13 protein-coding genes, 3 tRNA genes, 4 rRNA genes and 1 pseudogene are annotated in these 26,493 nt (G+C 47.3%); 15 read left to right on the top strand and 6 right to left on the bottom strand.

All coding sequences use genetic code 11. The features are described from left to right. From SPUTW3181_RS19130 to SPUTW3181_RS19105, 6 genes are all read left to right on the top strand, one after another. A complete protein-coding gene (locus tag SPUTW3181_RS19130) occupies positions 1-7,434 on the top strand; it encodes an Ig-like domain-containing protein (protein ID WP_011790927.1) in 7,434 nt (2,477 codons plus the stop codon). A 237-nt stretch (positions 7,435-7,671) separates the two neighbouring features. After that, positions 7,672-8,223: an ADP compounds hydrolase NudE gene (gene nudE, locus SPUTW3181_RS19125; protein WP_011790926.1), complete on the top strand. Its 552-nt coding sequence runs from the start codon at positions 7,672-7,674 to the stop codon at positions 8,221-8,223. Positions 8,224-8,294: 71 nt separating this feature from the next. Next, a complete protein-coding gene (cysQ, locus tag SPUTW3181_RS19120) occupies positions 8,295-9,107 on the top strand; it encodes a 3'(2'),5'-bisphosphate nucleotidase CysQ (RefSeq protein ID WP_011790925.1) in 813 nt (270 codons plus the stop codon). 7 nt (positions 9,108-9,114) lie between these two features. Next, positions 9,115-9,558 (top strand): GNAT family N-acetyltransferase, encoded by a 444-nt coding sequence (locus SPUTW3181_RS19115; protein ID WP_011790924.1) that lies wholly within the window; start codon positions 9,115-9,117, stop codon positions 9,556-9,558. 317 nt (positions 9,559-9,875) lie between these two features. After that, complete coding sequence (locus SPUTW3181_RS19110) at positions 9,876-10,487, top strand: TetR/AcrR family transcriptional regulator (protein ID WP_011790923.1); 612 nt, start codon at positions 9,876-9,878, stop codon at positions 10,485-10,487. Further along, the gene (locus SPUTW3181_RS19105; RefSeq protein WP_011790922.1) at positions 10,478-12,340 is read left to right on the top strand and encodes an MFS transporter; all 1,863 of its coding nucleotides are present in this window, start codon (positions 10,478-10,480) and stop codon (positions 12,338-12,340) included. Before SPUTW3181_RS19110 ends, SPUTW3181_RS19105 begins: the two co-directional genes overlap by 10 nt. A 54-nt stretch (positions 12,341-12,394) precedes the next feature. Here SPUTW3181_RS19105 and mnmH read toward each other — a convergent pair whose 3' ends face one another. The 3 genes from mnmH to SPUTW3181_RS19090 form a co-directional block, all read right to left on the bottom strand. Beyond that, positions 12,395-13,504 carry a tRNA 2-selenouridine(34) synthase MnmH gene (gene mnmH / locus SPUTW3181_RS19100; protein ID WP_011790921.1) on the bottom strand — a complete coding sequence of 370 codons (1,110 nt, stop codon included), beginning with the start codon at positions 13,502-13,504 and terminating at the stop codon, positions 12,395-12,397. Beyond that, positions 13,504-14,562, bottom strand: coding sequence for a selenide, water dikinase SelD (gene selD / locus SPUTW3181_RS19095; protein WP_011790920.1), 1,059 nt, complete (start codon positions 14,560-14,562; stop codon positions 13,504-13,506). Before selD ends, mnmH begins: the two co-directional genes overlap by 1 nt. A 95-nt stretch (positions 14,563-14,657) precedes the next feature. After that, the gene (locus SPUTW3181_RS19090; protein ID WP_011790919.1) at positions 14,658-15,764 is read right to left on the bottom strand and encodes an acyl-CoA desaturase; all 1,107 of its coding nucleotides are present in this window, start codon (positions 15,762-15,764) and stop codon (positions 14,658-14,660) included. A 144-nt stretch (positions 15,765-15,908) separates the two neighbouring features. Between SPUTW3181_RS19090 and fabR the strand changes: the two genes are divergently transcribed. Further along, complete coding sequence (gene fabR, locus SPUTW3181_RS19085; RefSeq protein WP_011790918.1) at positions 15,909-16,523, top strand: HTH-type transcriptional repressor FabR; 615 nt, start codon at positions 15,909-15,911, stop codon at positions 16,521-16,523. Between the two features lie 67 nt (positions 16,524-16,590). On the opposite strand, the gene trmA is transcribed toward fabR, so the two are convergent. After that, the gene (gene trmA / locus SPUTW3181_RS19080) at positions 16,591-17,688 is read right to left on the bottom strand and encodes a tRNA (uridine(54)-C5)-methyltransferase TrmA (RefSeq protein WP_011790917.1); all 1,098 of its coding nucleotides are present in this window, start codon (positions 17,686-17,688) and stop codon (positions 16,591-16,593) included. A gap of 235 nt (positions 17,689-17,923) precedes the next feature. Here trmA and murI point away from each other — a divergent pair, with 235 nt between their 5' ends. Next, a complete protein-coding gene (gene murI, locus SPUTW3181_RS19075) occupies positions 17,924-18,730 on the top strand; it encodes a glutamate racemase (protein ID WP_011790916.1) in 807 nt (268 codons plus the stop codon). Between the two features lie 21 nt (positions 18,731-18,751). Here the strand turns inward: murI and SPUTW3181_RS19070 are convergent, their stop codons facing one another. Continuing rightward, a complete protein-coding gene (locus SPUTW3181_RS19070; RefSeq protein WP_011790915.1) occupies positions 18,752-19,213 on the bottom strand; it encodes an RNA-binding protein in 462 nt (153 codons plus the stop codon). Between the two features lie 662 nt (positions 19,214-19,875). Between SPUTW3181_RS19070 and SPUTW3181_RS19065 the strand changes: the two genes are divergently transcribed. The 7 genes from SPUTW3181_RS19065 (at position 19,876) to rrf (SPUTW3181_RS19035) (ending at position 25,924) form a co-directional block, all read left to right on the top strand. Beyond that, positions 19,876-21,418, top strand: a 16S ribosomal RNA gene (locus SPUTW3181_RS19065). A gap of 242 nt (positions 21,419-21,660) precedes the next feature. Then, positions 21,661-21,737: transfer RNA gene (locus tag SPUTW3181_RS19060), tRNA-Ile, on the top strand. 137 nt (positions 21,738-21,874) lie between these two features. Continuing rightward, positions 21,875-21,950: transfer RNA gene (locus SPUTW3181_RS19055), tRNA-Ala, on the top strand. Between the two features lie 440 nt (positions 21,951-22,390). Continuing rightward, a 23S ribosomal RNA gene (locus tag SPUTW3181_RS19050) occupies positions 22,391-25,283 on the top strand. A gap of 223 nt (positions 25,284-25,506) precedes the next feature. Further along, a 5S ribosomal RNA gene (gene rrf / locus SPUTW3181_RS19045) occupies positions 25,507-25,622 on the top strand. Between the two features lie 73 nt (positions 25,623-25,695). Then, positions 25,696-25,771 (top strand) — tRNA-Thr (locus SPUTW3181_RS19040). 37 nt (positions 25,772-25,808) lie between these two features. Then, positions 25,809-25,924, top strand: a 5S ribosomal RNA gene (rrf, locus tag SPUTW3181_RS19035). The 16S, 23S and 5S rRNA genes sit together here with 3 tRNA genes alongside, the layout of an rRNA operon. A 21-nt stretch (positions 25,925-25,945) precedes the next feature. Here the strand turns inward: rrf (SPUTW3181_RS19035) and SPUTW3181_RS19030 are convergent. Then, positions 25,946-26,379, bottom strand: a pseudogene (locus SPUTW3181_RS19030) (transposase); the annotation flags it as partial. Between the last annotated feature and the right edge of the window lie 114 nt (positions 26,380-26,493).

Below are 26,493 nucleotides of genomic sequence, written 5' to 3'. Positions count from 1 at the left end.
ATGTTGCGAGCCACTCACAATATAATTTACGCACTAAAAAATCTTGTTACAGAGTATCGGTGTCTATCTTGGTGCAGGTTATTTTTAGGTGGCTTTTTGGCTCTGGCATCTTTTGGTGCAATGGCGGTAACTCCCTCGGACCAAAACTTTAATTCTGAACAGGAGCGGTTTCTGAATCCCAATGGTGAAACTATTGCCGGAGCAACCTACAGGTTAGTTTCACCTGCAGGTGTTTTGGGGTTAACTCAAGTGCCTTCCAGCATAAGTATTACACCAGACTCCAGCGACTTAGCAGTCATGTTTAATTTTGAAGGAGTCAACATTACTGCGGGTGCTCTGGATGCAAGAATTTCCTCAGCGGATGGCACGCAGTTTCGTATAGTCTCTATTGAAGTAGACACTGGGGCGGGTTTGGGGACTAGCCCTAACTTGACTGTGACGGGTTATCGAAATGGTGTTTCAGTTGCGTCAGACTCTGTAAATACTGGTATCTCAGATTCGTCAGGATCTGTTACTTATGCAAAAAATGGAGTAGGTGGAGGTTTTGGCGGTACCTTAACTTTCAATTCTGACTGGCAATATATCGATGAAATCCGTTTTACAGGAACTGACACTATTGTTGTAGTAGATGATCTGGATTTTGAAGACGGAATACCTCCATTTCCAACCATCACCTCTGCCACCTACAATGCCTCCACTGGCGTGTTAGTCGTTACCGGCACCAATTTCACCGCAACGGTTGGTGCGACCAATGATGTGGTCGCCAATAAATTTACTTTCACGGCCGAGGGCGGCAGTACCTACACTCTTACCGACAGCGCTAATGTGGAGATTGCCAGTGCCACCAGTTTTACCCTGACACTCAGCGCGACCGATCGCGCGGCAGTGAATTTAATTGCCAACAAAAACGGCACCAGTTCTACCGGTGGGACTACTTACAACCTTGCCGGTGCGGCAGGTTTTATTGCTGCTGAGCCAGCAACAGCCGACCTTACGGGCAACGGTATTACTGTTTCCAATACGGCTGAGCCCACAGTGACATCGGCTACCTACGATGCCAGTACTGGGGTTTTGGTGGTAACAGGCGCAAATCTGAAATCACGCAGTGGCGCCAGCAACGATATTGTCGCCAATCGTTTTACGCTGAGCGGTGAAGGTGGCAGTACCTGGACTTTAACGGATACAGCAAATGTGGAAGTGACGTCCGGTACCAGTTTTACAATGGTGCTGAGTGCGACGGATAGGGCGGGCGTTAACCTGATCCTGAATAAAAATGGCACCAACTCTACCGGGGCGACCACCTACAACCTGGCCGCTGCTGAAGATTGGAATGCCGGTGCTGATGCGGCAGTCACTATTGCCGATTTGACGGGTAATGGCATTACCGTTAGCTATGTGGCAGTACCGACCATTACCAGTGCCACCTACAACGCTAGCACTGGTGCGCTGGTGGTTACAGGAACCGGCTTTCTGAGTCGTGCAGGTGCAACCAACGATATAGTTGCTAACAGGTTCACCTTCACAGGTGAAGGCGGTAGCACCTATACACTGACCGACACAGCCAATGTAGAAATCACCTCCGGCACCTTCTTCACCCTAACGCTCAGCGCCACTGATCGGAACACGGTCAACTTGCTGTTGAATAAAAATGGTACCAGCTCGGTGGATGCAACTACTTATAATCTGGCTGCTGCTGAAGATTGGGCAGCAGGTGCAGATGCGGCTGTATCAGTAGCTGATTTAACAGGCAATGGCATTACGGTGAGCAATGCTATTTCAGTACCAGATGCACCAACAATAGGTTTGGCGATAGCGGGGGAAGGTCAGGTTTCTGTAGCTTTCACTCCACCCGGGAACAACGGTGGCTCAGCTATTACCGGCTATACCGTAACATCCAACCCCGGCGGCATTACCGGCATCGGTGCAGGATCTCCTATTACTGTTACAGGCTTAACCAACGGTATAGCCTATACCTTTACTGTAATTGCAACTAATGCCGTAGGTAACAGTATTGCTTCAGCGGCCTCTAACGCTGTGATCCCTAAAGGTAATCAAACCATTACTTTTAACAACCCGGGCGCACTGAACTTCGGTACCACGCCAACACTAACGGCAACATCATCTGCCGGAGCAGGTTACGCCGTAAGTTTCAGCTCAGCCACTGCCGGTGTTTGTACCATTACTACTGGCGGCACCCTGACCTTTGTTACATCAGGAAGCTGTACTATCGACGCTGATCAGCCGGGTGATGCAGCCGTGAATGCTGCGACAACGGTGTCGCAAACCTTTATGGTAAATGCGGTAGTGCCGGGTGCGCCAACTATTGGCACTGCCACTGCGGGTAATACTCAGGCAACGGTGGCCTTTACAGCACCAACTAATACCGGTGGTACGACGATTACCGGTTATACAGTAACATCTAACCCCGGAGGCTTAACCGGCAGCGGTGCTGGTGCGCCCATTACTGTCAATGGCTTAACCAATGGTGTTTCTTATACCTTTACGGTCACGGCCACTAACTCGGCGGCGTTAACGGGAGCTGCGTCTACAGCATCCAACTCCATTACTCCGGCAGCACCACAAACCATTACCTTTGCCAACCCCGGAGCCCAGACTTACGGTACGTCGCCGACACTGACAGCGACATCCGATTCCGGTTTGACGCCGACATTTAGCTCATCAACTACCGGAGTTTGTACAATTACCAGTGGCGGTGTGTTGACCTTTGTGACGGCAGGTACCTGTACTATCAATGCCGACCAGGCAGGCGACTTATCCTACTTGCCAGCTGGCCAAGTGAGTCAGTCTTTCACCGTTAATGCTGCAGTGCCCGGTGCGCCAACCATAGGGACTGCAATTGCCGGTGATACTCAAGCGAGTGTGACATTTACTGCGCCAGTCAACACCGGTGGTACAAGCATTACTGGCTATACAGTGACAACCAATCCGGCACATGTGCCTCCGGTAAACGGAGCCGCATCACCTATAGTGATAACGGGTTTAACCAATGGGCAGGGCTATACCTTTACTATCACTGCCGAAAACGTGGCGGGCTCAGGCCCTGCGTCGGTTGCATCCAATTCCGTTACACCTAAAACAATCCAGACAATTACCTTCAACCAGCCAGGTGCGCAGAACTTTGGTACTACATCAACGCTTATCGCCACTACCGATGCAATTGGCCTGATACCCACCTTTACCTCATCTACGCCCGGTGTCTGTACCATTACTTCTAGTGGCCTGTTAACCTTTGTGGCGGCGGGTAGCTGCACGATTAATGCGGATCAGGCAGGCAACGCCGGCTACCTTGCTGCAACTCAGGTGAGCCGAACATTTACGGTCAATCCAGTGGTTCCAGGTGTGCCCACCATAGGTACTGCGACCGCTGGTATTGCTCAGGCAACTATAGCGTTCACCGCACCCGCCTTCAGCGGTGGCTCAATGATTACCGGTTATAGCGTCACTGCCAACCCTGGCGGTGCAACGGCAACGGGTGCAGGCTCCCCCATTACTCTTTCTGGCTTAACCAATGGCGTGAGCTATACCTTTACCGTCAGCGCAACCAATATTGTAGGTACAGGAGCCTCCTCGTCGGTGTCCAATGCGGTCGTGCCGAATGGCGCACCCACCATTAGTGGTACGCCTGCGCTGAGTATCAATCAGGACACACTCTATAGTTTTATCCCAACGGCAACGGACACGGCTGGCGATACATTAACCTTCAGTATTACCAACAAACCGACATGGGCCACGTTTGAGCCAGCAACTGGCGCGTTAACGGGCACGCCAACCAATGCGGATATTGGGATAACGAATGGTATTGTTATCAGTGTCAGTGACGGTACTTTGAGTGCGAGTCTACCCGCGTTTAGCATAACGGTGGTTAACGTCAACGATGCACCGAGTATCACCTCTGTTGCTATCACGACAGCCACTCAGGATGTGGCCTACAGTTACACCTTAGTTGCCAGCGACGCAGACACGGGTGATGTCATTACCTTGAGCGCGGTGACGAAACCCAGCTGGTTAACCTTCAATGCTGCCTCTGGTGTGTTAAGTGGCACACCGAGCAATGCTGATGTGGGTATGCACCCGGTGATGTTACGGGTTACGGACACCGATGGGTTAACGGCAGAGCAAAGTTTTACCATCACAGTGACGAATGTGAATGATGCACCGGTTGCGATAAGTTCAACCGTGACGCTGGAGGAAGATAGCTCAGTGATGATCACCCTCATGGGTGAGGATGTGGATAATGATCCCCTGACCTATGAAGTTGTCAGTCAGCCTGAGTCGGGTACATTGGCGCAACATGGGACAGTATGGTTATACACACCGGAGAAAGATTTCAACGGCGCAGATCAGCTCAGTTTTATTGCAAAAGATGCTGAACTGAGCTCAGAGCCTGCGATTATCACGATTAATGTCACCCCCGTGAATGATGATCCACAAGCCGTCGATGATGCTTACACGCTGACACGTTCAGTCAACGATATCTATACTCTGGCGGTGCTTGAGAACGATACCGATGTGGATGGCGATACCTTAACGATTGATGGCGCCGCAGCAGATATCGGCAGTGTGCAAATCACTCCCGATGGGCTGACCTTTACCGCGCCAGAGGCATACGTCGGCCCAGTGGCGCTGCGCTATACCATCAGTGATGGCAACAAGGGACGCTCCACAGCCAAAGTCAATGTGCTTATTGATGGCGCCGAGTCAGATAATCAGCCTGTTATCACCTTACCCGATGATGTTGAGGTCAATGCAACAGGCTTATTTACCCGCGTCAAACTCGGGTTTGCTAAAGCGGTCGATCGCAATGGTAAGGCATTGCCGGTTTCCTTAGTCAATCAGAGTTTATTTTTTGCGCCGGGTAACTATTTGGCCTACTGGCAAGCCGTCGATAGCGAGGGTAACAAAGCGATTAAGGCCCAGAAAGTCAAAGTGCATCCCTTAATCTCTTTAAGTAAAGATCAGATAGTGGGTGAAGGAAATGAGGTCATTGTCACTGTGCACCTGAACGGTGTCGCCCCAGATTATCCTCTATCCATACCCTATACCGTTTCAGGCTCTGCTAGCAGCAGTGATCATGACCTAGTGAGCGGTGTGGTGGAGGTGACTTCCGGTCAGGAGGCCCAGATCACCTTTAGAACAGTAGAAGATGGTGAGGTTGAAGGGAACGAAGATGTGCTGATTAGCTTAGATCCTAGTTTGAATCTGGGCAGTAAAAATCAAACACAAGTCCTGATAACTGAAGCGAATATTGCACCTAAAGTGAGCTTAGAGGTCACCCAAGCGGGTGAGCGTCAACTGATTGTTGCGCAGAACGGCGGTGACGTACGTATTGATGCGCATATTAGTGATGCCAATATGCAGGACAGTTTAACCTCGGTATGGGAAAGTGGGGCATTGGACTTGCAATCTGATAACCAGGGCATGTTCTTCTCACCAGCTGCGGTATTACCAGGGATTTACCCTGTGAGTTTGACGGTCACAGATGATGGCTCCCCCGCACTCTCTACAACGGAAAAAGTCTATCTTGTGGTACGGCCAACCTTGCCTGTGCTCACGGGGGCGGACACTGATGGGGACTTAATTCCTGACGACCAAGAAGGCTTTGGTGACGCAGATCGTGATGGTATCCCTGATTATCTAGACGCCATTAGCGATTGTAATGTGATCCCTGAATCTGAATTACAACCCGTGTATTTCTTGGCAGAAGGGCAAGCAGGCGTGTGTTTACGCTTAGGGAATACAGCCCTTATCGAAGGGCTAAGTGGTGTACAACTGCAACCTAATCAAGTGGCTACAGACAGTATTGCGGCCAATGTAGGTGGTATTTTCGACTTTATCGCCACAGGATTGCCACAACAAGGGCAGAGTTACAGCCTAGTGTTACCACAGCGCTCACCTATACCCGCTAATGCGGTATACCGTAAGTATCAAGCACAACATGGCTGGAAGGATTTTGTTATAGATGCGCGTAACAGTATCGCCAGTAGTGAAGGTGAGCGAGGTTTCTGCCCGCCTCCTGGTGATAGTCGTTGGACTCCGGGCTTAACTGAAGGCCATTGGTGTGTGCAGTTAACCATAGAGGATGGTGGGCCGAACGATGATGATGGTGTCGCTAACCGCACGATTGTCGATCCAGGTGGGGTGGCGGTTGTGCTTAATGGCAACCATTTACCCGTTGCAAATCCTGACTCCGTCTCACTGTCTTGGAATCAGAGTATTGATGTCGATGTGCTTGCAAACGATACCGATAGCGATGGCGATACGTTAACCGTTACACAGGTCGTCAGTGAGTTTGGTACCGTGGCAATCTTAGCCAATCAGCATGTGAGTTATACCGCTGCGACTGATTTTGTCGGTACTGATGTGCTTATCTATAGCATCACTGATGGTAAGGGCGGCACCGCAAGCAGTGAGTTAACGGTGATAGTGAGTGGTAATGTGGCACCGATTGCCGTCAATGACAGTGCCACTACAGATGACCGAACAAGCTTATTAATCGATGTATTAAGTAACGATAGCGATCCCGATGGTAATAGCCTGACCTTAATCAGTGCGACAGCACAGCAAGGCGTGGTTTCGGTCGAATCGAACAAGCTACGTTATATACCTAAAACAGGGTTTGATGGAGTAGATACTGTGAGTTATCGGATTAGTGATGGTTTTGGGGGCGAAGCAACAGGGCAAGTATTCGTCACCGTTAAGGCCTATCAAGATGTGGTTATTGACAATAAATCGGGTGGAGGGAGTGTGTCTCTAGGGGCATTAATATTGCTTCTTGCAGGTGGTTTGATACGCCGCAGGGCATGGCATCTGTTGAGTGTGGTGTTGCTGCTTGTTGGTATGGTGAATCCGGTGAATGCAGCGAATGAGGGATATTGGTACGCAGAAGGATTTATCGGGCAAGCTCAGGTGGATAACGGCAAGCGAGTGTTACAACCCCAAGCAGGAGCGGGCGCGGTGACTTCCGTTGATACCACAGATACGGCGATTGGTGTCAGTGTGGGTTATCAATGGACGCCATTGGTGGCCGTGGAGTTAGGTTATGCCGACTTTGGTAATGGCAGCGCGCGGATTGAAGGCGCAAGTCTCACCCCTGAGCAATATCATGAGCAGGTCAAAGGGGTGACGCCCGTACTGGCCGACGGTGTTACGCTGGGATTACGTTTCACTTTACTCCAACATGAAGCGTGGCGATTTGAAGTCCCCATAGGCTTGTTTAGGTGGCAAGCCGATATCAGCAGCACTATGGGTAATAGCCGTTTAACGACAGCGCTTGATGGTACAGATTGGTATGCGGGTGTGCGTTTTAGCTATCAATTTACTGAGTCATGGTCTGTAGGCTTGGGGTATCAATATGTAGATATCGAGCCTAATGACTTCCTTAGTTACCAACTTAATCTACGATATCAATTTTAAGTTTCAACAACATTGAAAAGGGGCTTAGCCCCTTTTTTGTTATTCACAATTCGCGATGCATTGAATGTTTTTTTGAAGGAGTTCACTAGAGGGTATAAGTCATTCGTGATGTGGATGGCAAAAAATGACGACTTGTCTTTTGGTATTGTTATAAATTCAGGTTGTAGATTAAAGATAGGATAGTAAGATTGTCACTTACCTTGATTTGTTTATCGCTATCTTTATCCAGAGGCAGTTATGTCGCAGCGGCAGAAAAAGCCGGAAATATTACATACCGAAGTTGTCGCCAGAAGTCGATTATTTCAAATTGAACAAGTGCATCTGAAATTCTCTAATGGTGTTGAGCGCCAATATGAGCGGATGAAGGGCGGCAATCGTGGCGCTGTGATGATAGTGCCTATTCATCAAGGGAAAATGCTATTGGCACGTGAATATGCTGCCGGGACAGATAATTACGAGTTAGGTTTTCCTAAAGGTTTGATAGATCCCGGTGAATCAGCCATAGAAGCCGCTAACCGTGAATTACAAGAAGAAATTGGTTATGGTGCAAATAAGCTCACGTTATTGAAAGAACTCAGCCTCGCACCGGGTTATTTCTCCAGTAAAATGCAAATTTTTCTTGCAGAAGATCTGTATGAGAGTCGCCTTGAAGGTGATGAGCCTGAGCCAATTGATGTTATACCTTGGACGCTTACAGATTGGGAAACCTTGCTCGATGATGTGAATTTCTCCGAATCCCGTAGCGTAAGCGCGTTGTTTTTAGTGCAGAAACATCTACAACTTAAATAATCTTTTTCCTTTTAAGCGCTCAGAATGTGATCGCTTGCAAAACATTCGCGAGGTTTGCGATTGGAGTTGTTATGAAGCCAGAAGAGTTGATCGACGAAGTTATTGCGATTGCGACCGATGCAGGGATAACTATCCGTGACATTTATCTCAAAGGTAATTTTGAGCGAGAAATGAAGTCTGACAATACCCCTGTCACTTCCGCAGATTTAGCGGCGAACAAGATCATTTGTGACCGATTAACCGCCTTAACGCCTGATATTCCTGTGTTATCTGAAGAGGCGGCCGATATTGCGTTGAGTGTGCGTGAGTCTTGGAAGCGCTATTGGTTAGTTGATCCACTCGATGGTACGGGGGAGTTTATCGCCGGCAGTGGTGATTTTTCGGTAATTATTGCATTGGTGGAACACAATCGTCCCGTGATGGGTGTGGTTTATGTACCTATGACGCAAGTCTGTTATTACGCCATTGCAGGTTTAGGGGCTTATAAACGTACTGATAAACAGGAAGTTCGCATAAGTAGCCGCCAAATCGAGCACCGTGAAAAGGTATCCTTACGATTGGCGGTGAGCCGCCGCCAGGATCCGCAGTCAGTACTAACACTGTTCAATCACCCTAAATATTGTGAACTCGTGGTGATGGGGGGCGCTGCGCTAAAGAGTTGTCTCGTTGCCGAAGGTCGAGCCGATTGTTATGTACGCGTCGGACCTACGGGAGAGTGGGACACGGGCGCGGCGCAAATTATTGTCGAGGAAGCGGGCGGTCAGCTGATGGATACCGAGTTGCAACCGTTAACCTACAATGAGCGTGAGAGCTTAGAAAACCCTAACTTCATCGTCGTTGGTGCACCCAACTTAGAGTGGGATAAAATTTTAATTGGTGAATAATTTTTAAATGCAGTCTATACGTCCGGTATTAAAGTCAGAGTTATTTGCGGTTTATCAGCTCGAACAGGCCATTTTTGGCGAGCACAGCTATCCCGATTTTTTCTTCCGCCAAGGATTTGATTGCTGGCCAGAGCAATTTTTAGTGGCCGTGGATGCAGATAATCAGCTACAAGGCTATTTGCTCTGTGCCCAGAGTAGCGATCCTAACTGTGTGTGGATCTTATCTGTCGCAGTGAGTGAAAATGCTCGCGGGAAGGGATTCGGCAAACGTTTGATGCAACAATGTTTAGCCGAGTTGCCAGTGTCAGTTGAGCGGGTGTGTTTAACCGTTGATCCGAGTAACCCTGCCCATGGCTTATATCAGCATTTAGGTTTCATTGATTCAACTTTTGAGGCCGATTATTTTGGTGATGGCGCAGATAGAGTGGTGATGACTTATCGCAGGCCTTAAATTGCGCGCTTATCTTTGAACCAAAGATGATCCTCAAATAAAAATCACCTTTGAATTAAGAGTGATTTTTAAATCAAAATAATGGACGGTATGCTGACAGAGCGCGCCGTTTTTTTATGCTCTTTTAGACGATGTAATCCCACGGATCCCGTTCGGCTTGCTGAGGGAATCTAATTCGAGTACCTATCTTTATCTATCATCCTCAATAATATCCTTCATTATTTACCCTCTCCTGTACGTAAAATAAACTTATTTTGAACATTGTTTTTTATTTTGACTGCTGTTAGTCTCTTGCTATTCAACAGGGGATGAGACCTATGGCCAGACGAAAAGAACACAGCCATGATGAAATTCGCGCTATGGCAATACAAGCGGCAACTGAGTTACTGATAGATCAAGGTGTTGCGGGGCTTAGCTTGCGCAAAGTGGCCAGCCAAATTGGTTATGTCCCTAGTACCTTGATCAATATTTTCGGCAGCTACAACTATTTATTACTGGCCGTTTCAGAGGCAACTCTGCGGGCATTACACCTTCGATTAGCGGAGGTTTGCGCTGCCGATAGTTTAGGTAAAATCATTGCAATGGCGTGGGAGTATAGTCAATTTGCCCATGAGCAGCGTCAGGCTTTCAAATTAGTTTTTGAATTGCAATTACTCGATTCTGAACCCTTGCCTGAATCGCAAGGGCAATTGATTGCGGGACTATTTACTCTGATTGAATGTGAATTGGCGCAACTATTTCCCGAGGTTACGCAGGCGCAGCATCTCAGTATGAGCCGGGTATTATGGGGGGGAATTCATGGGCTGACCTCTCTGTCCCTCGATAATAAGCTCTTCGCTGAGTCCTTATCACTGCGGGATTTACTTGAGAGTCACGTACAAGCTTATTTACAAGGAATGGGTTACCAGAAGGAACTATCATGCTGCTAACAAAACGTTTTTTACCCTATTTTGCAACTCAGTGCTTAGGCGCATTGAATGACAACATCTATAAAAATGTGTTGCTGCTATTGGTGACCTTTAGCCAAGTGAAAGACCTACCCATAAGCGTCGATATGTTTGTGAACTTGGCTGCTGGGGTGTTTATTTTGCCGTTTTTCCTCTTTTCGGCCCATGCGGGTGTTGTCGCCGATAATATGGATAAGGCTAAACTCATTCGCCGATTGAAGTTACTCGAGGTCATTATCATGTTTAGCGCCGCGATTGCGATTCTGAGCGAGAGCTATATGATGATGTTATTATTGCTGTTTTTAACGGGTAGCCAGTCTGCTTACTTTGGCCCAGTTAAATATTCCTTATTACCTCAAGCCTTAAAAGAAGATGAGTTAGTCACAGGTAATGCTTGGGTTGAAATGGGCACTTTTCTCGCGATTCTGGTGGGCACTTTGAGTGCAGGGCTCTTGGTTTCTGAGGAAAACGGTACGCTTTGGTCGGCGATTACTGTTGCTGTATTAGCCTTTGCAGGGTATTTATCGAGCCGAGCGATTCCAGCATTACCGCCGCAGGGCGTCATCGAGACAATACGTTTCAGGCCGCTATCGGGCACTTGGCGTAGCATCAAGAAAGCCCGTCAAACGCCCTCAATCTGGATGGCTATCCTCGCTATCAGTTGGTTTTGGTTTTTAGGCGCGACCTATCTGACTCAATTTCCAAACTTTGCCAAATTATATTTGCACTCGGGCGCGACGGTTGTTTCGCTATTATTGGGAATGTTTTCCATCGGTATTGCTGTTGGTTCTTTTATCTGTGAGCGCTTTTCCTTTGGTCATGTTGAGTTGGGTTTACTGCCATTTGGGGTTTTGGGACTGACAGTATTTGGTGTGGACTTGCTTTGGGCAATTCCTCCTGCACCGATTGATGTAAGTGTTGTTTATGGATTTAAAACCTTTATCGCTCAGTCACAGCATTATCGGGTCATGCTAGATTTCTTTATGATTGGCGTTAGCGGTGGCTTGTTTATCGTCCCTCTGTATGCGTTTATTCAATCTCGGTCAGCTAAGGGCGAATGTGCTCAGGCGATTGCCGCCAATAACATTATGAATTCATTGTTTATGGTAGTTTCGGCACTGTTGTCTATGCTATTGCTGGGCGTTGCAGGTTGGACTATTCCACAGTTATTCCTGCTACTCGCTGTGATGAATGCTGTGGTCGCACTCTATGTTTATTCACAAGTACCAGAATTTACACAACGATTTATCAGTTACTTACTCAGTCATGTGATGTATCGAGTGACAGTGACAGGTCGCGATAAAATTCCGAAGGAAGGGGCTGGCATCATAGTCTGTAACCATGTGAGTTATGTGGATGCATTGATTATTATGGGGGCATCGACACGGCCTATTCGCTTTGTAATGGATAAATCGATCAGTGAAATCCCTCTGTTGAAGTATTTGTTCCGCCACGCTGGAGTGATCCCTATCTGTTCCCCTAGACAGAGTGAAACTACCTATAACCAAGCATTTGAATCTATCCATGCGGCATTAGCCAATGGCGAGTTAGTGTGTATCTTTCCCGAAGGTCGGTTAACGCCAAATGGGGAATTAGGGGAGTTCCGTCCCGGAATCGATAAGATACTCGCTCGCGATCCCGTGCCAGTTATCCCTATGGCACTGCACGGATTATGGGGTTCTTACTTTAGCCACAAGGGCGGGCATGCATTAACGACCATGCCAAAGCGTTTTTGGTCAAAGGTGTCGGTAAGCTTAACGGATGTGGTCGATGGACATGATGCGAATCGACACGCTTTAAGGGATGCTGTCGCCAATTTGCTCAACAAATCTTAATTTGCAGATTGAGATAAAGAAAACCGTGGCAACAGGTACACGGTTTTCTTGTTTTTATTGTGTTGATTTGAAGTTATTCAACCATTCGTGCATCGCTTGATGTGAGCCTTTAAAAAGAACACGTTCGGACTTTTTCTGTAATTGGTATTGATACATAGGATCGTAATACTTGTGCAATAACAGGTGTATCCAGACTAAGTGCAGCGAAGTGTCATTCTGACTGATTTGTTGATTGAGGGCTTGTTGCATCAAATCTTGCAGTTCTTGATGTTGTTTTCCGCCTAAACGTTTGCGAATACTCATTAAACTCTGTAATAGATATTCGCTGAAAGCTGCAAAACCTGCTTCCAGCCCTAAACGTTCACAGAAGCCGCTATACATTTTATGCACATACTCATTGCGTAAGCGTTTGAGCCTCGTATCGTCGGGTTCTTCTAATACCAAAATTTCGGCAGCTTGCATGGCGCTGTAAAATGATTGCGGTAGTGCCGAACGCCCAATCAGAAAGCTTTCATCCTCAAGCAATAAGCAGGAATGATTATCTTGCTGATGGCGGAGTAGTGCAATGGCGAGTTGATTTTCAAAGTTAATCTGCGTTGGCTGTGGGTCGATATTCTTTCCAAAACTAGAGCCTCTGTGATTAGCGATTCCTTCAAGATCAACCGCTTCTTTACGCTGTAGTAGAAAATCGGTTTTACCGCAGCCCGTCATCCCGCTCAAACTCAATAACGGCTGTTGAGTCGGTGCCGCTTCAATCACGCCAATCAGATATTGACGCATGGCCTTATAGCCACCCTGAATATAGGGGACTTCGATACCCGCTTCTTTAAGCCATTGCTGAGTGAGTTGCGAGCGCAGGCCGCCGCGAAAGCAATAAAGGTAAGCATTAGGATTGGCTTTAACATAGCTAGCCCAAGCCTCGATTCTCTGTTGCTTGATGGGACCATTCACCAGTGAGTGGCCTAGTGCAATCGCGGCTTGCTGACCAAATTGCTTATAACAAGTACCGACTTTTTCCCTTTCACTATCCAGCATCAAGGGTAAGTTGGTCGAGTTGGGAAACGCGCCCCGAGTGAACTCTATGGGCGCTCGCACATCCATCATCGGATGTTGATTGAGAAAGATCTCCCTATATTGCTCTGCGGCTACAATAGCGCTTGGCATCAACACAACACCACATTCGCTTGAGTGGTCGGTGTTTCCAGTGACCCAATGCAGATTGGGGTTATGTGGTTCGCATCGAGTAGGGCGATTAATTCCGCTTCAGCTGCGGCCGAGACGGCAACTAACAGGCCACCACTGGTTTGCGGATCGCACAGTATCGCTTTTTGATGCTCGCTGAGTTCAGGGAGATGCTCGCCATAACTGTCGTAATTACGGTGAGTTCCGCCAGGAACACAACCTAAGGCCAAATAATCTAAGGCGCGTGGTAACAATGGCACTGCATCAAATTTAAGCTTCGCAGTAAGGTTGGCGCCTTGGCACATTTCGAGTAAGTGTCCCGCCAGTCCAAAACCTGTGACATCGGTCAGGGCGTTTACACCGCTAATTTTTGCAATGGTCGCGCCTATAGTATTGAGTTGGCACATGGCATTGACCGCAATGAGACTATCTTCATCGTGGAGTTTTTTCTGTTTTTGCGCTGTGGTTAAAATACCAATGCCGATAGGTTTAGTGAGATATAAACGATCGCCCTTTTTAGCCGTATCATTCTGTTTTAAATCACTTAAGGCAATTTGCCCAGTAACCGCGAGACCAAAAATAGGTTCGGGTGCATCTATGCTATGACCTCCGGCTAGCATGATCCCTGCTTCCATGCAGGCTTGTCTGCCGCCATCGACTACTTGTTGTGCGATTTCGGCGGGTAGTTTATTGATTGGCCAACCTAAAATCGCAATCGCCATGATAGGCGTGCCGCCCATAGCATAAATATCACTGATCGCATTGGTCGCTGCGATACGACCGAAGGTGAATGGATCGTCAACAATTGGCATAAAAAAATCTGTGGTACTGATAATGCCAATCTCATCATTGAGTTTGTATACCGCGGCATCATCGCGGCTTTGGTTGCCGACCAGCAGATTTGGATCGGTAAATACGGGGAGCTGTGAGGCTAAGATAGTGCTTAATACTTTAGGGGAAATTTTACAGCCGCAACCAGCACCATGACTATATTCTGTTAGCTTGATTGATTCAGGGAGTGTAACTGGGGAATCTGACATGATCTCAACAGCCTATTTAAGTGATTAAGGCAACATCATAATCAGATACGGCCACCATGCAAGGTGGCCGTATGACTTTAAGGCAGAATTGTGGCTTAGCTATAAGTTGCGGTCAGGCTGCGCCAATGTTTTTGTTGGACTAAGAAACGTGCCTTTAGTTCTTCAACTTGTTGCAATAGTTGTTGATCGACAAGTTGCTTACGTTTTGCCTCAAGCAAGGTTTTTTGTGCTTGATAGTAATCCATTAAGTGCAGCTTTAATAACTCATACTCCGCTTGGATTTTTTCAATAATTTCATCGGCATTTGGCAGATGGGTTACTTTATTTTTGGTCTGTAGCAGTTGCATCTGCAAACGCGCACTCTCGATACGTTCTTGTGGGCTAGTGCGTAAATCTTTCGCTAATCCAAACCAAGACAATGATCTAATCAACCATTTAGTTGGATCGTAGTGCCACCATTTAATGCCATTACGATAGTCATTTTCAAAGATATGATGGAAATTATGGTAACCCTCGCCGTAGGTCAACATAGCCAGAAAGCCATTATCTCGTGCGGTATTTTTATCCGTATAGGGCTGGCTGCCCCATACATGGGCCAAAGAGTTGATAAAGAAAGTGCAGTGATGCACCACCACTAAACGCAGCAAACCAGCCATTAATAGCATTGAGATAACATCTCCATTGAGCCAACCTAAAAATGCAGGTAGACCAATGTTCATTAACAGTACAAGTGCCAAATAGTGTTTGTGTTGCCACATAACGATACGGTCATTCTGCAAATCGCGCACATTTTGATAATCGTGATAACGCTGCGCTTGGTATTCACGCAGCATCCAACCGATATGGCTGTACCAGAATCCCATTTTCGCGGAATAGGGGTCTTTATCGTTATCATCAACATGCTTATGGTGAACTCGGTGATCCGATGCCCAATGTAATGCACTGTTTTGTAAAGCTAAGGCGCCGCCAAGTGCATAAATAAAGCGCACCGCAGGATGTGCTTTATAGGCTTTATGGGACCATAGTCTGTGATACCCCGCCGTAATTGACAGCCCGCTTGCAAAGGCGAGGACAATAAAAGCTATCCATTCACTGGCACCATAGCCGTGAACTATGCCTCGCCATGGAACAAGAATGACCGCGCAGAGAAAGGTCACAGCAAACAAACTAACATTAAGCCAGATAATAGGGGGTTTTTTCATTATGGGTTTCCAAAATTCGCATTTGAGCGTACATCTGTAAGCTAATTTAACGTAGCGATATTGTTTGGTCAAGGTCAATAGGGCTGTGTTTAATGTCTAAAAGCGGTATTATCGCGTTATTACATTCAGTTAGCGGATTTAAGAATGGGTATTCGAGCGCAACAAAAAGAGAAAACTCGTCGAGCCTTAGTCGATGCGGCCTTTAATCAGCTAAGTGCCGAGCGCAGTTTCTCGAGCTTGAGTTTACGGGAAGTGGCACGCGAGGCTAATATCGCCCCGACATCTTTCTATCGTCATTTTAAGGATATGAACGAACTCGGCCTCACTATGGTGGACGAGGGCGGGTTAACGTTAAGACAAATGATGCGTAAAGGACGTCAGCGCGCAGAAGCGGGTGGCAGCGTTATCCGTATTTCTGTCGATACTTTTATGGAAGTGCTTGATTCTAATCCAAACGTATTCCGCATTCTGCTGCATGAACGCTCTGGTACGTCAGCGGCTTTTCGGGCTGCGGTTGCCCGTGAAATTGAACATTTTATTTCAGAACTAGCACATTACACCGAGGCTACTGCAGGTCGGACTCCGATATTGGCTAGAGCGCAAGCCGAAGCTTTAGTCACCTTAGTGTTTAATGCAGGTGCATCGGCACTCGATATGAAACGTGCAGACCGTAAAATACTCGCCGACCAACTTGTGATGCAATTGCGCATGGTTGCCAAAGGGGCTGAAGCATTACAACACAAGGTAGAGCATCGTTAGTTTGATATTTGTGAAAAGCAAAAGGAGCCTCGGGCTCCTTTTGCTTTTATTGGTTCGAGGTCAATGGTTAACGACGTTCCAGCAAAACACCTGTTTCCATATGATCGGTGTAGGGGAACTGATCAAATAGGGCAAATTGTGTGACTCTATGGGTTTTGTACAGTTGTTCCAGATTGTCTTTTAAGGTGTCAGGATTACAGGAAATATATAAAATCCGCTCGTAACCTTGCACTAAAGCCAAAGTATCAGGATCGATTCCAGCGCGTGGTGGGTCGACAAAAATAGTATTACAAACATAGCTATCAAGATCGATCCCTTCTAAACGCCTAAAACTGCGTTTTTTTGCCATAGCATCACTAAAGTCTTCAGCCGACATACGGATAATCTGCAGATTTTTAATGCCATTAGCCTCAATATTGTATTGCGCGGCCTCTACCGAGGGTTTCGCAAGTTCAGTCGCAAGTACGCGATTAAAGTTTTGGGCCAATGCAATTGAAAAGTTACCATTGCCACAGTAAAGCTCAAGCAAATCGCCTTGGCTATCTTGAGTGACATCGATTGCCCACTCCAACATTTTGACTGCTACTTTAGCGTTCGGTTGGGTAAAGCTATTCTCTATCTGCTTATATAAGAAGGTTTTATCATTGACTTGTAATGACTCAACCACAAAGTCTTTATCTAAATCGATTTTTTGCTTACGGGCACGGCCGATGATGTTGACGTTAAACTGGCTACTTAACTTGGCTTTCAGTGCAGCCGCATTGGTGCGCCATTGGTCATCAAGCTGCCTGTGATAAAGCAAAGACACTAAGATCTCGCCGCTTAAAGTCGACAAAAAATCCACTTGGAACAGTTTGTGCCTTAGACTCGGATTCGGTTTCAGCTCGGCGATTAAGGCCGACATCATTTGATTGATGAGCACGCTAGCTGGTAAGTATTGATCGCAACGTACTTTCTCATTCAATACTTTATCGAACATGTAATAGTATAAGTCGTCACCATCATGCCACATGCGGAATTCCGCGCGCATACGGTAGTTAGCTGGCTCTGAGGCAAAAACTTCAACACTCGGTGTTTCAAATTGGGCAAAGGCTTGTTCTAGCTTGATACGCTTGTGTTCTAACTGCGCATCATAAGTCTGAGGGTCCATTGCTGCTAAGTTCATTGTTTGATTCACCGTTGCTGTAAATTGGGGCGCAAATATTATACTAGGTGACACGAATGTCCAGTATCTTGCTTTTGCGGTTTGGACAAAGCTGTGGGAAAATCCGCTCCGCTAGTGAGATGTTTTACCGTGCATTGAGTTTGTCATTGCGATTGAATACACGGATTGGATCACTAAGCTCACATTTCACTCTCTTTTTGTAGTCTATTCATAGTAACCAGGACTGGAGACTCAATTGTCGCGACCTATATTAGTGTTTGATTCTGGGATTGGTGGTCTATCTGTGCTAGCGGAAATTCGTAAACTTCTTCCCCAAAAAGAGTACTGTTATCTTTTCGATAATGCGAGATTACCCTATGGTGAGCTTGAGGAGCAGGTATTAATTTCTGGCTGTGTAACATTAATTGAAGAACTCGCGATTCGTATTGATGCTGCAATTGTCGTCGTTGCCTGTAATACTGCAAGTACCCTTGTATTGCCCGCATTACGCGAAAAACTCTCAATACCAATAGTGGGCGTTGTTCCCGCTATTAAACCTGCGGCCCTAATGTCTAAGAGTAAACGTATTGGTCTCTTGGCTACACCAGGTACCGTGAGGCGGCACTACACCCATAAACTGATCAGCCAGTTTGCAGATGGGTGCCATGTTGAACTTTTTGGTTGCTCAGAATTAGTTATGATGGCAGAGCAAAAAGTTGCAACTGGCATTCTAAATATAGAAAGGCTAGCACGCATATTAGCACCAGTTGTTGCAGCCGATCTTGATGTACTTGTTTTGGGCTGTACACATTTCCCCATGATCCGTAATGAATTACAACTTGTGCTTGGTGCTGGTGTCACCTTATTAGATTCTGGTGAAGCGATTGCAAAGCGAGTAGTAGCACTCTTAGCACAGGAAAGCGGGGTGCTGGATAATAAAACGATGGGAAGTAAAGCAAGTATGTCGGCGTATTATACTAAAGCGGAAATAAGCGAAGGATTATCATCAACATTAGCCGATTGTGGTTTTTCAGCTATTGAGCGAATTGCCACAATCAACTAAGTTCAATTTACATATCTAGGACTACTCGTCGGTACCAGTTCGCTCTGTACCTTCGGAATCCTGTGTTTTAGCTTCTCTTACCTTCAAGGTTCTTTCTTGGAAATTATAGTCGTTCAATTTGACCATGGCCTTTTGTGCGCCAGACTCTGACATCTCCACAAAACCAAAACCTTTACGACGACCTGTCTTACGATCTCTGACTAAACGTACAGAGTTAACTGGACCAAATTCGCCAAATAATACTTTTACTTCACCCTCATGAACACGATAAGGCAGGTTACCTACATATAAGGTCATAGTAGGGCCAACATATTGTTCTTCTGAAGCATGAGATGATGAAGTCTCTGGAACAAATTTAAAAACAAGACTTGCAATGATAGCGCCAGCGACAAAAGCAATAGCTGATAATGGCGTTGCGAACTGAGATAGTGCTACTGCGCCAATAATGGCGACAATCAAGACAATAAGAAATGACTTTTGCATAAGAATGCTCTCTGATGAATGGGAAATTGATAAATAACTGTTAACAGCAAGTATATGGTAATGAATTATTTACTTTTACACTAGAGTTCTGCCGAAAAATTGAGCGTGATTTATCATTTATTAGATAAATAGCGATTTTAAAATTTTATGAATAATCATTAATAGTCAAAAATTAAACATGATGTCTAAAATATCGACGTACAGTTCAGTTGGCATGAAAAAGCCCTTGCACAAAAAGTTTCGCTGCCTATAATGCGCATCCACTGACAGGGCAGACAGCGAAACGCAAGTTAAGCAAAGAAAGCCAAGCAGTTCATCGGTTAGCAAGCTAAACGATGAGTGTTGAGAAAGTTGAAAAAACTACTTGACGCACTAACGGGAATGCGTAGAATACGCAGCCCTGACCCGCTGAAAACACTGAAGTGTGTAAGCGAATGGTCAACGCTCTTTAACAATATATCAAGCAAATCTGTGTGGACACTCACAGGTGTTGAGTTAATCGAAACTGCTTAGCCTTCGGGTTGGCAGTCAAAGAATTAATCAATGATGAAGAGTGTTCATAGCAATATGTACATAATTTTGATTTCGCTTTTTTAAAAGCGGAAACAAAAAATCAGAATTCATTGAGCCGCTGAAGTCGTAAGACGGAAGCAACAAAACTTTAATTGAAGAGTTTGATCATGGCTCAGATTGAACGCTGGCGGCAGGCCTAACACATGCAAGTCGAGCGGCAGCACAAGGGAGTTTACTTCTGAGGTGGCGAGCGGCGGACGGGTGAGTAATGCCTAGGGATCTGCCCAGTCGAGGGGGATAACAGTTGGAAACGACTGCTAATACCGCATACGCCCTACGGGGGAAAGGAGGGGACCTTCGGGCCTTCCGCGATTGGATGAACCTAGGTGGGATTAGCTAGTTGGTGAGGTAATGGCTCACCAAGGCGACGATCCCTAGCTGTTCTGAGAGGATGATCAGCCACACTGGGACTGAGACACGGCCCAGACTCCTACGGGAGGCAGCAGTGGGGAATATTGCACAATGGGGGAAACCCTGATGCAGCCATGCCGCGTGTGTGAAGAAGGCCTTCGGGTTGTAAAGCACTTTCAGTAGGGAGGAAAGGGTAAGGTTTAATACGCCTTATCTGTGACGTTACCTACAGAAGAAGGACCGGCTAACTCCGTGCCAGCAGCCGCGGTAATACGGAGGGTCCGAGCGTTAATCGGAATTACTGGGCGTAAAGCGTGCGCAGGCGGTTTGTTAAGCGAGATGTGAAAGCCCTGGGCTCAACCTAGGAATAGCATTTCGAACTGGCGAACTAGAGTCTTGTAGAGGGGGGTAGAATTCCAGGTGTAGCGGTGAAATGCGTAGAGATCTGGAGGAATACCGGTGGCGAAGGCGGCCCCCTGGACAAAGACTGACGCTCATGCACGAAAGCGTGGGGAGCAAACAGGATTAGATACCCTGGTAGTCCACGCCGTAAACGATGTCTACTCGGAGTTTGGTGTCTTGAACACTGGGCTCTCAAGCTAACGCATTAAGTAGACCGCCTGGGGAGTACGGCCGCAAGGTTAAAACTCAAATGAATTGACGGGGGCCCGCACAAGCGGTGGAGCATGTGGTTTAATTCGATGCAACGCGAAGAACCTTACCTACTCTTGACATCCACAGAACTTTCCAGAGATGGATTGGTGCCTTCGGGAACTGTGAGACAGGTGCTGCATGGCTGTCGTCAGCTCGTGTTGTGAAATGTTGGGTTAAGTCCCGCAACGAGCGCAACCCCTATCCTTATTTGCCAGCACGTAATGGTGGGAACTCTAGGGAGACTGCCGGTGATAAACCGGAGGAAGGTGGGGACGACGTCAAGTCATCATGGCCCTTACGAGTAGGGCTACACACGTGCTACAATGGCGAGTACAGAGGGTTGCAAAGCCGCGAGGTGGAGCTAATCTCACAAAGCTCGTCGTAGTCCGGATTGGAGTCTGCAACTCGACTCCATGAAGTCGGAATCGCTAGTAATCGTGGATCAGAATGCCACGGTGAATACGTTCCCGGGCCTTGTACACACCGCCCGTCACACCATGGGAGTGGGCTGCAAAAGAAGTGGGTAGCTTAACCTTCGGGGGGGCGCTCACCACTTTGTGGTTCATGACTGGGGTGAAGTCGTAACAAGGTAGCCCTAGGGGAACCTGGGGCTGGATCACCTCCTTACCTATACGACTAACTCGATGCTTGGTCGAAAAATGCTCCTGCATTTTCGACATTCGGTACATCCGTGTACCTTTTGAGTGTTCACACAGATTTGCTTGATAGAAGAAAGAGTAAAAGATGGACCTAGTTAAATAGGTTTATCAAAGATGGGTCTGTAGCTCAGCTGGTTAGCACCCCAATTCCCTCATAAAGAGTAGGGTGAGGTCAGTGGTTCTGGATGGTTGTAGATTTATCAATAAGATGGGTCTGTAGCTCAGCTGGTTAGAGCGCACCCCTGATAAGGGTGAGGTCGGTGGTTCAAGTCCACTCTGACCCACCAATCCTTCCTTCTCAGCGTTGGAAAGTGACTCGTTTAGTGAACTAAACGTCGCCACTGTCCGCCTTGATAAGAAATGATTGGCAAACCAATCCTTTAAGAGGTTTGGAACATCTTATTTACTCGCACTGCATGTAAATGGGGCTATAGCTCAGCTGGGAGAGCGCCTGCCTTGCACGCAGGAGGTCTGCGGTTCGATCCCGCATAGCTCCACCATTTATTGCATTATGGTTAGAGATGCCAAAGATAAACTGAAAAATTATCTTTGGCTTTTTTAAGCCCGCTCTTTAACAATTTGGAAAGCTGATAGTAATTAATGGCATGAGTCTGTCATGTGATTAATTACAAAAAGTTTAATGCGAAAGCATTGAACATTGAGTTCTCAAACACTTTATTAAGTGTCTTGAATATTCAAGTCTAAGGCGCGTCCACTTCTTTGGTCAGAAGTGAGACAAGTAAAACCAGCTGGTCGCAATACAATTCGAGATGTGTTTTTTCTTATTTCGATAAGATAAGCGCAGCCAATCGCTTGTTAGGCAAGGCCGTAAGTTGAATGACGAATGAGTGTAGCAGCACTACATGATTGAGGAATGAGACTTGCAACGCCGCATAACAAGAGGAGTGGCAAGCGAAAAAGAAACCTATCTGGGTTGTATGGTTAAGCGACTAAGCGTATACGGTGGATGCCTTGGCAGTCAGAGGCGATGAAGGACGTAGTAACTTGCGAAAAGCGTTGGCGAGCTAGTAACAAGCATTTGAGCTAACGATGTCCGAATGGGGGAACCCGGCCGCATAAGCGGTCATCATGTAGTGAATACATAGCTACATGAGGCGAACGAGGGGAACTGAAACATCTAAGTACCCTTAGGAAAAGAAATCAACCGAGATTCCCCTAGTAGCGGCGAGCGAACGGGGATTAGCCCTTAAGTCTATGGGGTGTTAGTGGAATGGTCTGGAAAGTCCAGCGGCACAGGGTGATAGCCCCGTACACGAAAACTAACCGTAGATGAAAACGAGTAAGGCGGGACACGTGACATCCTGTTTGAATATGGGGGGACCATCCTCCAAGGCTAAATACTCCTGACTGACCGATAGTGAACCAGTACCGTGAGGGAAAGGCGAAAAGAACCCCTGTGAGGGGAGTGAAATAGAACCTGAAACCGTATACGTACAAGCAGTGGGAGCGGTACTTGAGACCGTGACTGCGTACCTTTTGTATAATGGGTCAGCGACTTACATTTTGTAGCGAGGTTAAGCGAATAGCGGAGCCGTAGGGAAACCGAGTGTTAACTGCGCGTTTAGTTGCAAGGTGTAGACCCGAAACCCGGTGATCTAGCCATGGGCAGGTTGAAGGTTGAGTAACATCAACTGGAGGACCGAACCGACTAATGTTGAAAAATTAGCGGATGACTTGTGGCTGGGGGTGAAAGGCCAATCAAACCGGGAGATATCTGGTTCTCCTCGAAAGCTATTTAGGTAGCGCCTCGAGCGAATACCATTGGGGGTAGAGCACTGTTAAGGCTAGGGGGTCATCCCGACTTACCAACCCTTTGCAAACTCCGAATACCAATGAGTACTACTCGGGAGACAGACGGCGGGTGCTAACGTCCGTCGTCAAAAGGGAAACAACCCAGACCGTCAGCTAAGGTCCCAAAGTGTATGTTAAGTGGGAAACGATGTGGGAAGGCTTAGACAGCTAGGATGTTGGCTTAGAAGCAGCCATCATTTAAAGAAAGCGTAATAGCTCACTAGTCGAGTCGGCCTGCGCGGAAGATGTAACGGGGCTAAACATACCACCGAAGCTACGGGTGCAGCCCATTAGGGTTGCGCGGTAGAGGAGCGTTCTGTAAGCCGTTGAAGGTGAAGGGGTAACCCACGCTGGAGGTATCAGAAGTGCGAATGCTGACATGAGTAACGATAAAGGGGGTGAAAAACCCCCTCGCCGAAAGACCAAGGGTTCCTGTCCAACGTTAATCGGGGCAGGGTGAGTCGACCCCTAAGGTGAGGCCGAAAGGCGTAATCGATGGGAAACAGATTAATATTTCTGTACTTCCGCTAACTGCGATGGAGAGACGGAGAAGGCTAGGCTAGCGCGGCGTTGGTAGTCCGCGTTTAAGGTGGTAGGTGGGTGACTTAGGCAAATCCGGGTTGCTATACACTGAGAGCTGATGACGAGGTCCTACGGGACTGAAGTAGTTGATGCCATGCTTCCAGGAAAATCTTCTAAGCTTCAGGTTAGCGGGAATCGTACCCCAAACCGACACAGGTGGTCGGGTAGAGAATACCAAGGCGCTTGAGAGAACTCGGCTGAAGGAACTAGGCAAAATGGTACCGTAACTTCGGGAGAAGGTACGCTCCTGTTGGTGATGAGACTTGCTCTCTAAGCTGACGGGAGTCGCAGATACCAGGTGGCTGCAACTGTTTATCAAAAACACAGCACTGTGCAAACTCGCAAGAGGAAGTATACGGTGTGACGCCTGCCCGGTGCCGGAAGGTTAATTGATTGGGTTATCGCAAGAGAAGCTCATGATCGAAGCCCCGGTAAACGGCGGCCGTAACTATAACGGTCCTAAGGTAGCGAAATTCCTTGTCGGGTAAGTTCCGACCTGCACGAATGGCGTAATGATGGCCACGCTGTCTCCAGCCGAGACTCAGTGAAGTTGAAATTGCGGTGAAGATGCCGTATACCCGCGGCTAGACGGAAAGACCCCGTGAACCTTTACTATAGCTTGGCACTGAACATTGAACCTACATGTGTAGGATAGGTGGGAGACTATGAAGTTGGGACGCTAGTCCTGATGGAGTCGTCCTTGAAATACCACCCTTGTAGTTTTGATGTTCTAACCTAGACCCCTAATCGGGGTTAGGGACAGTGCCTGGTGGGTAGTTTGACTGGGGCGGTCTCCTCCCAAAGAGTAACGGAGGAGCACGAAGGTTGGCTAAGTACGGTCGGACATCGTACGGTTAGTGCAATGGCATAAGCCAGCTTAACTGCGAGACATACACGTCGAGCAGGTACGAAAGTAGGTCATAGTGATCCGGTGGTTCTGAATGGAAGGGCCATCGCTCAACGGATAAAAGGTACTCCGGGGATAACAGGCTGATACCGCCCAAGAGTTCATATCGACGGCGGTGTTTGGCACCTCGATGTCGGCTCATCACATCCTGGGGCTGAAGTCGGTCCCAAGGGTATGGCTGTTCGCCATTTAAAGTGGTACGCGAGCTGGGTTCAGAACGTCGTGAGACAGTTCGGTCCCTATCTGCCGTGGGCGTTGGATGATTGAGGGGAGTTGCTCCTAGTACGAGAGGACCGGAGTGAACGAACCGCTGGTGTTCGGGTTGTCATGCCAATGGCATTGCCCGGTAGCTACGTTCGGAATCGATAACCGCTGAAAGCATCTAAGCGGGAAGCGAGCCCCAAGATGAGTCATCCCTTGGACTATAAGTCCACTAAAGAGCCGTTCGAGACTAGGACGTTGATAGGCATGGTGTGTAAGCGTTGTGAGGCGTTGAGCTAACATGTACTAATGACTCGAGAGGCTTAACCATACAACCCAGATGGGTTTTACAAAGAAGCCTTAGACAGAATATAAACACTTAATGAAGTGTGGTCATAAAATGCTCCTGCATTTATGACACACAGTACATCCGTGTACTTGAACTCAAAAAACAATCAGCTTTCCGAATTATTAAATAAGATAAGAGCAGGTTTTAGTTCCTAGAATCTAGCAGCACGCAGTGCGCTCTCGAGTCTTGTTTAAAATCGAATATGCTTGGTGACAATAGCATTGTGGAACCACCTGATCCCATCCCGAACTCAGAAGTGAAACGCAATCGCGCCGATGGTAGTGTGGGGTCTCCCCATGTGAGAGTAGGTCATCGCCAAGCGCCTAATTTAGGTTTCTACTTTTCGATAAAAGTGAAATCAAAAATGGATAATCATCACTGATGATAAAGAATTGCTGATATGGCTCAGTCGGTAGAGCGCATCCTTGGTAAGGATGAGGTCCCCAGTTCGATTCTGGGTATCAGCACCATTATAATCTAGTGTCTTTTCCTAGAATACAAAATTTGCTTGGTGACAATAGCATTGTGGAACCACCTGATCCCATCCCGAACTCAGAAGTGAAACGCAATCGCGCCGATGGTAGTGTGGGGTCTCCCCATGTGAGAGTAGGTCATCGCCAAGCGCCCAAATAAACGCAAAAGCCCTAGCCTAAACCGCTAGGGCTTTTATGTTTATCCGCTTCGCGAAAACTTACCTCGATGTCGACTCGCCAGCTAAGCTGGGGCAAAAATAACGTCCACCCATGTTTGATGGAACACTGCTCGACAATGTCGGCATAGCCGCTAAAACAACAATTGGCCAACATATTTTGACGTAGCCACTGCCATACCTGCTCTATCGGATCCAACTCCGGTGAATAAGGGGCAACTTGAGAAGCGTGAGATTATCAAAGTTTGTTGATGCGAGCCTGCGCCGTCTATGATGAGCAGCGCATGGTGCCCAAATGCTGTGGCGGCTGAAATTAGCTTTTAAATGCTCGTACATATATTCGCTATTGGCATGCGGCGCAATAATCGCTTGTGTCGCCCCCATCGCCGGACACACTGCGCCATATAGATAATTGCTGTTGCCTGACTGTACGTGGATGAATATCTTTTGGGGGGCCAAATGTGGGTGGTCATCCATAAGAATGTAATCGGTATTAAAAGTTGCAGATACAAAAAGAGCAGCCATCTGGCTGCTCTTGCTTTC

Origin of the sequence: Shewanella sp. W3-18-1, from assembly GCF_000015185.1 — a bacterium.
Lineage (GTDB): Bacteria > Pseudomonadota > Gammaproteobacteria > Enterobacterales > Shewanellaceae > Shewanella > Shewanella putrefaciens.
The sequence above is the reverse complement of the archived record's forward strand: the minus strand, read 5'-3'. Positions and strand labels throughout refer to the sequence as shown.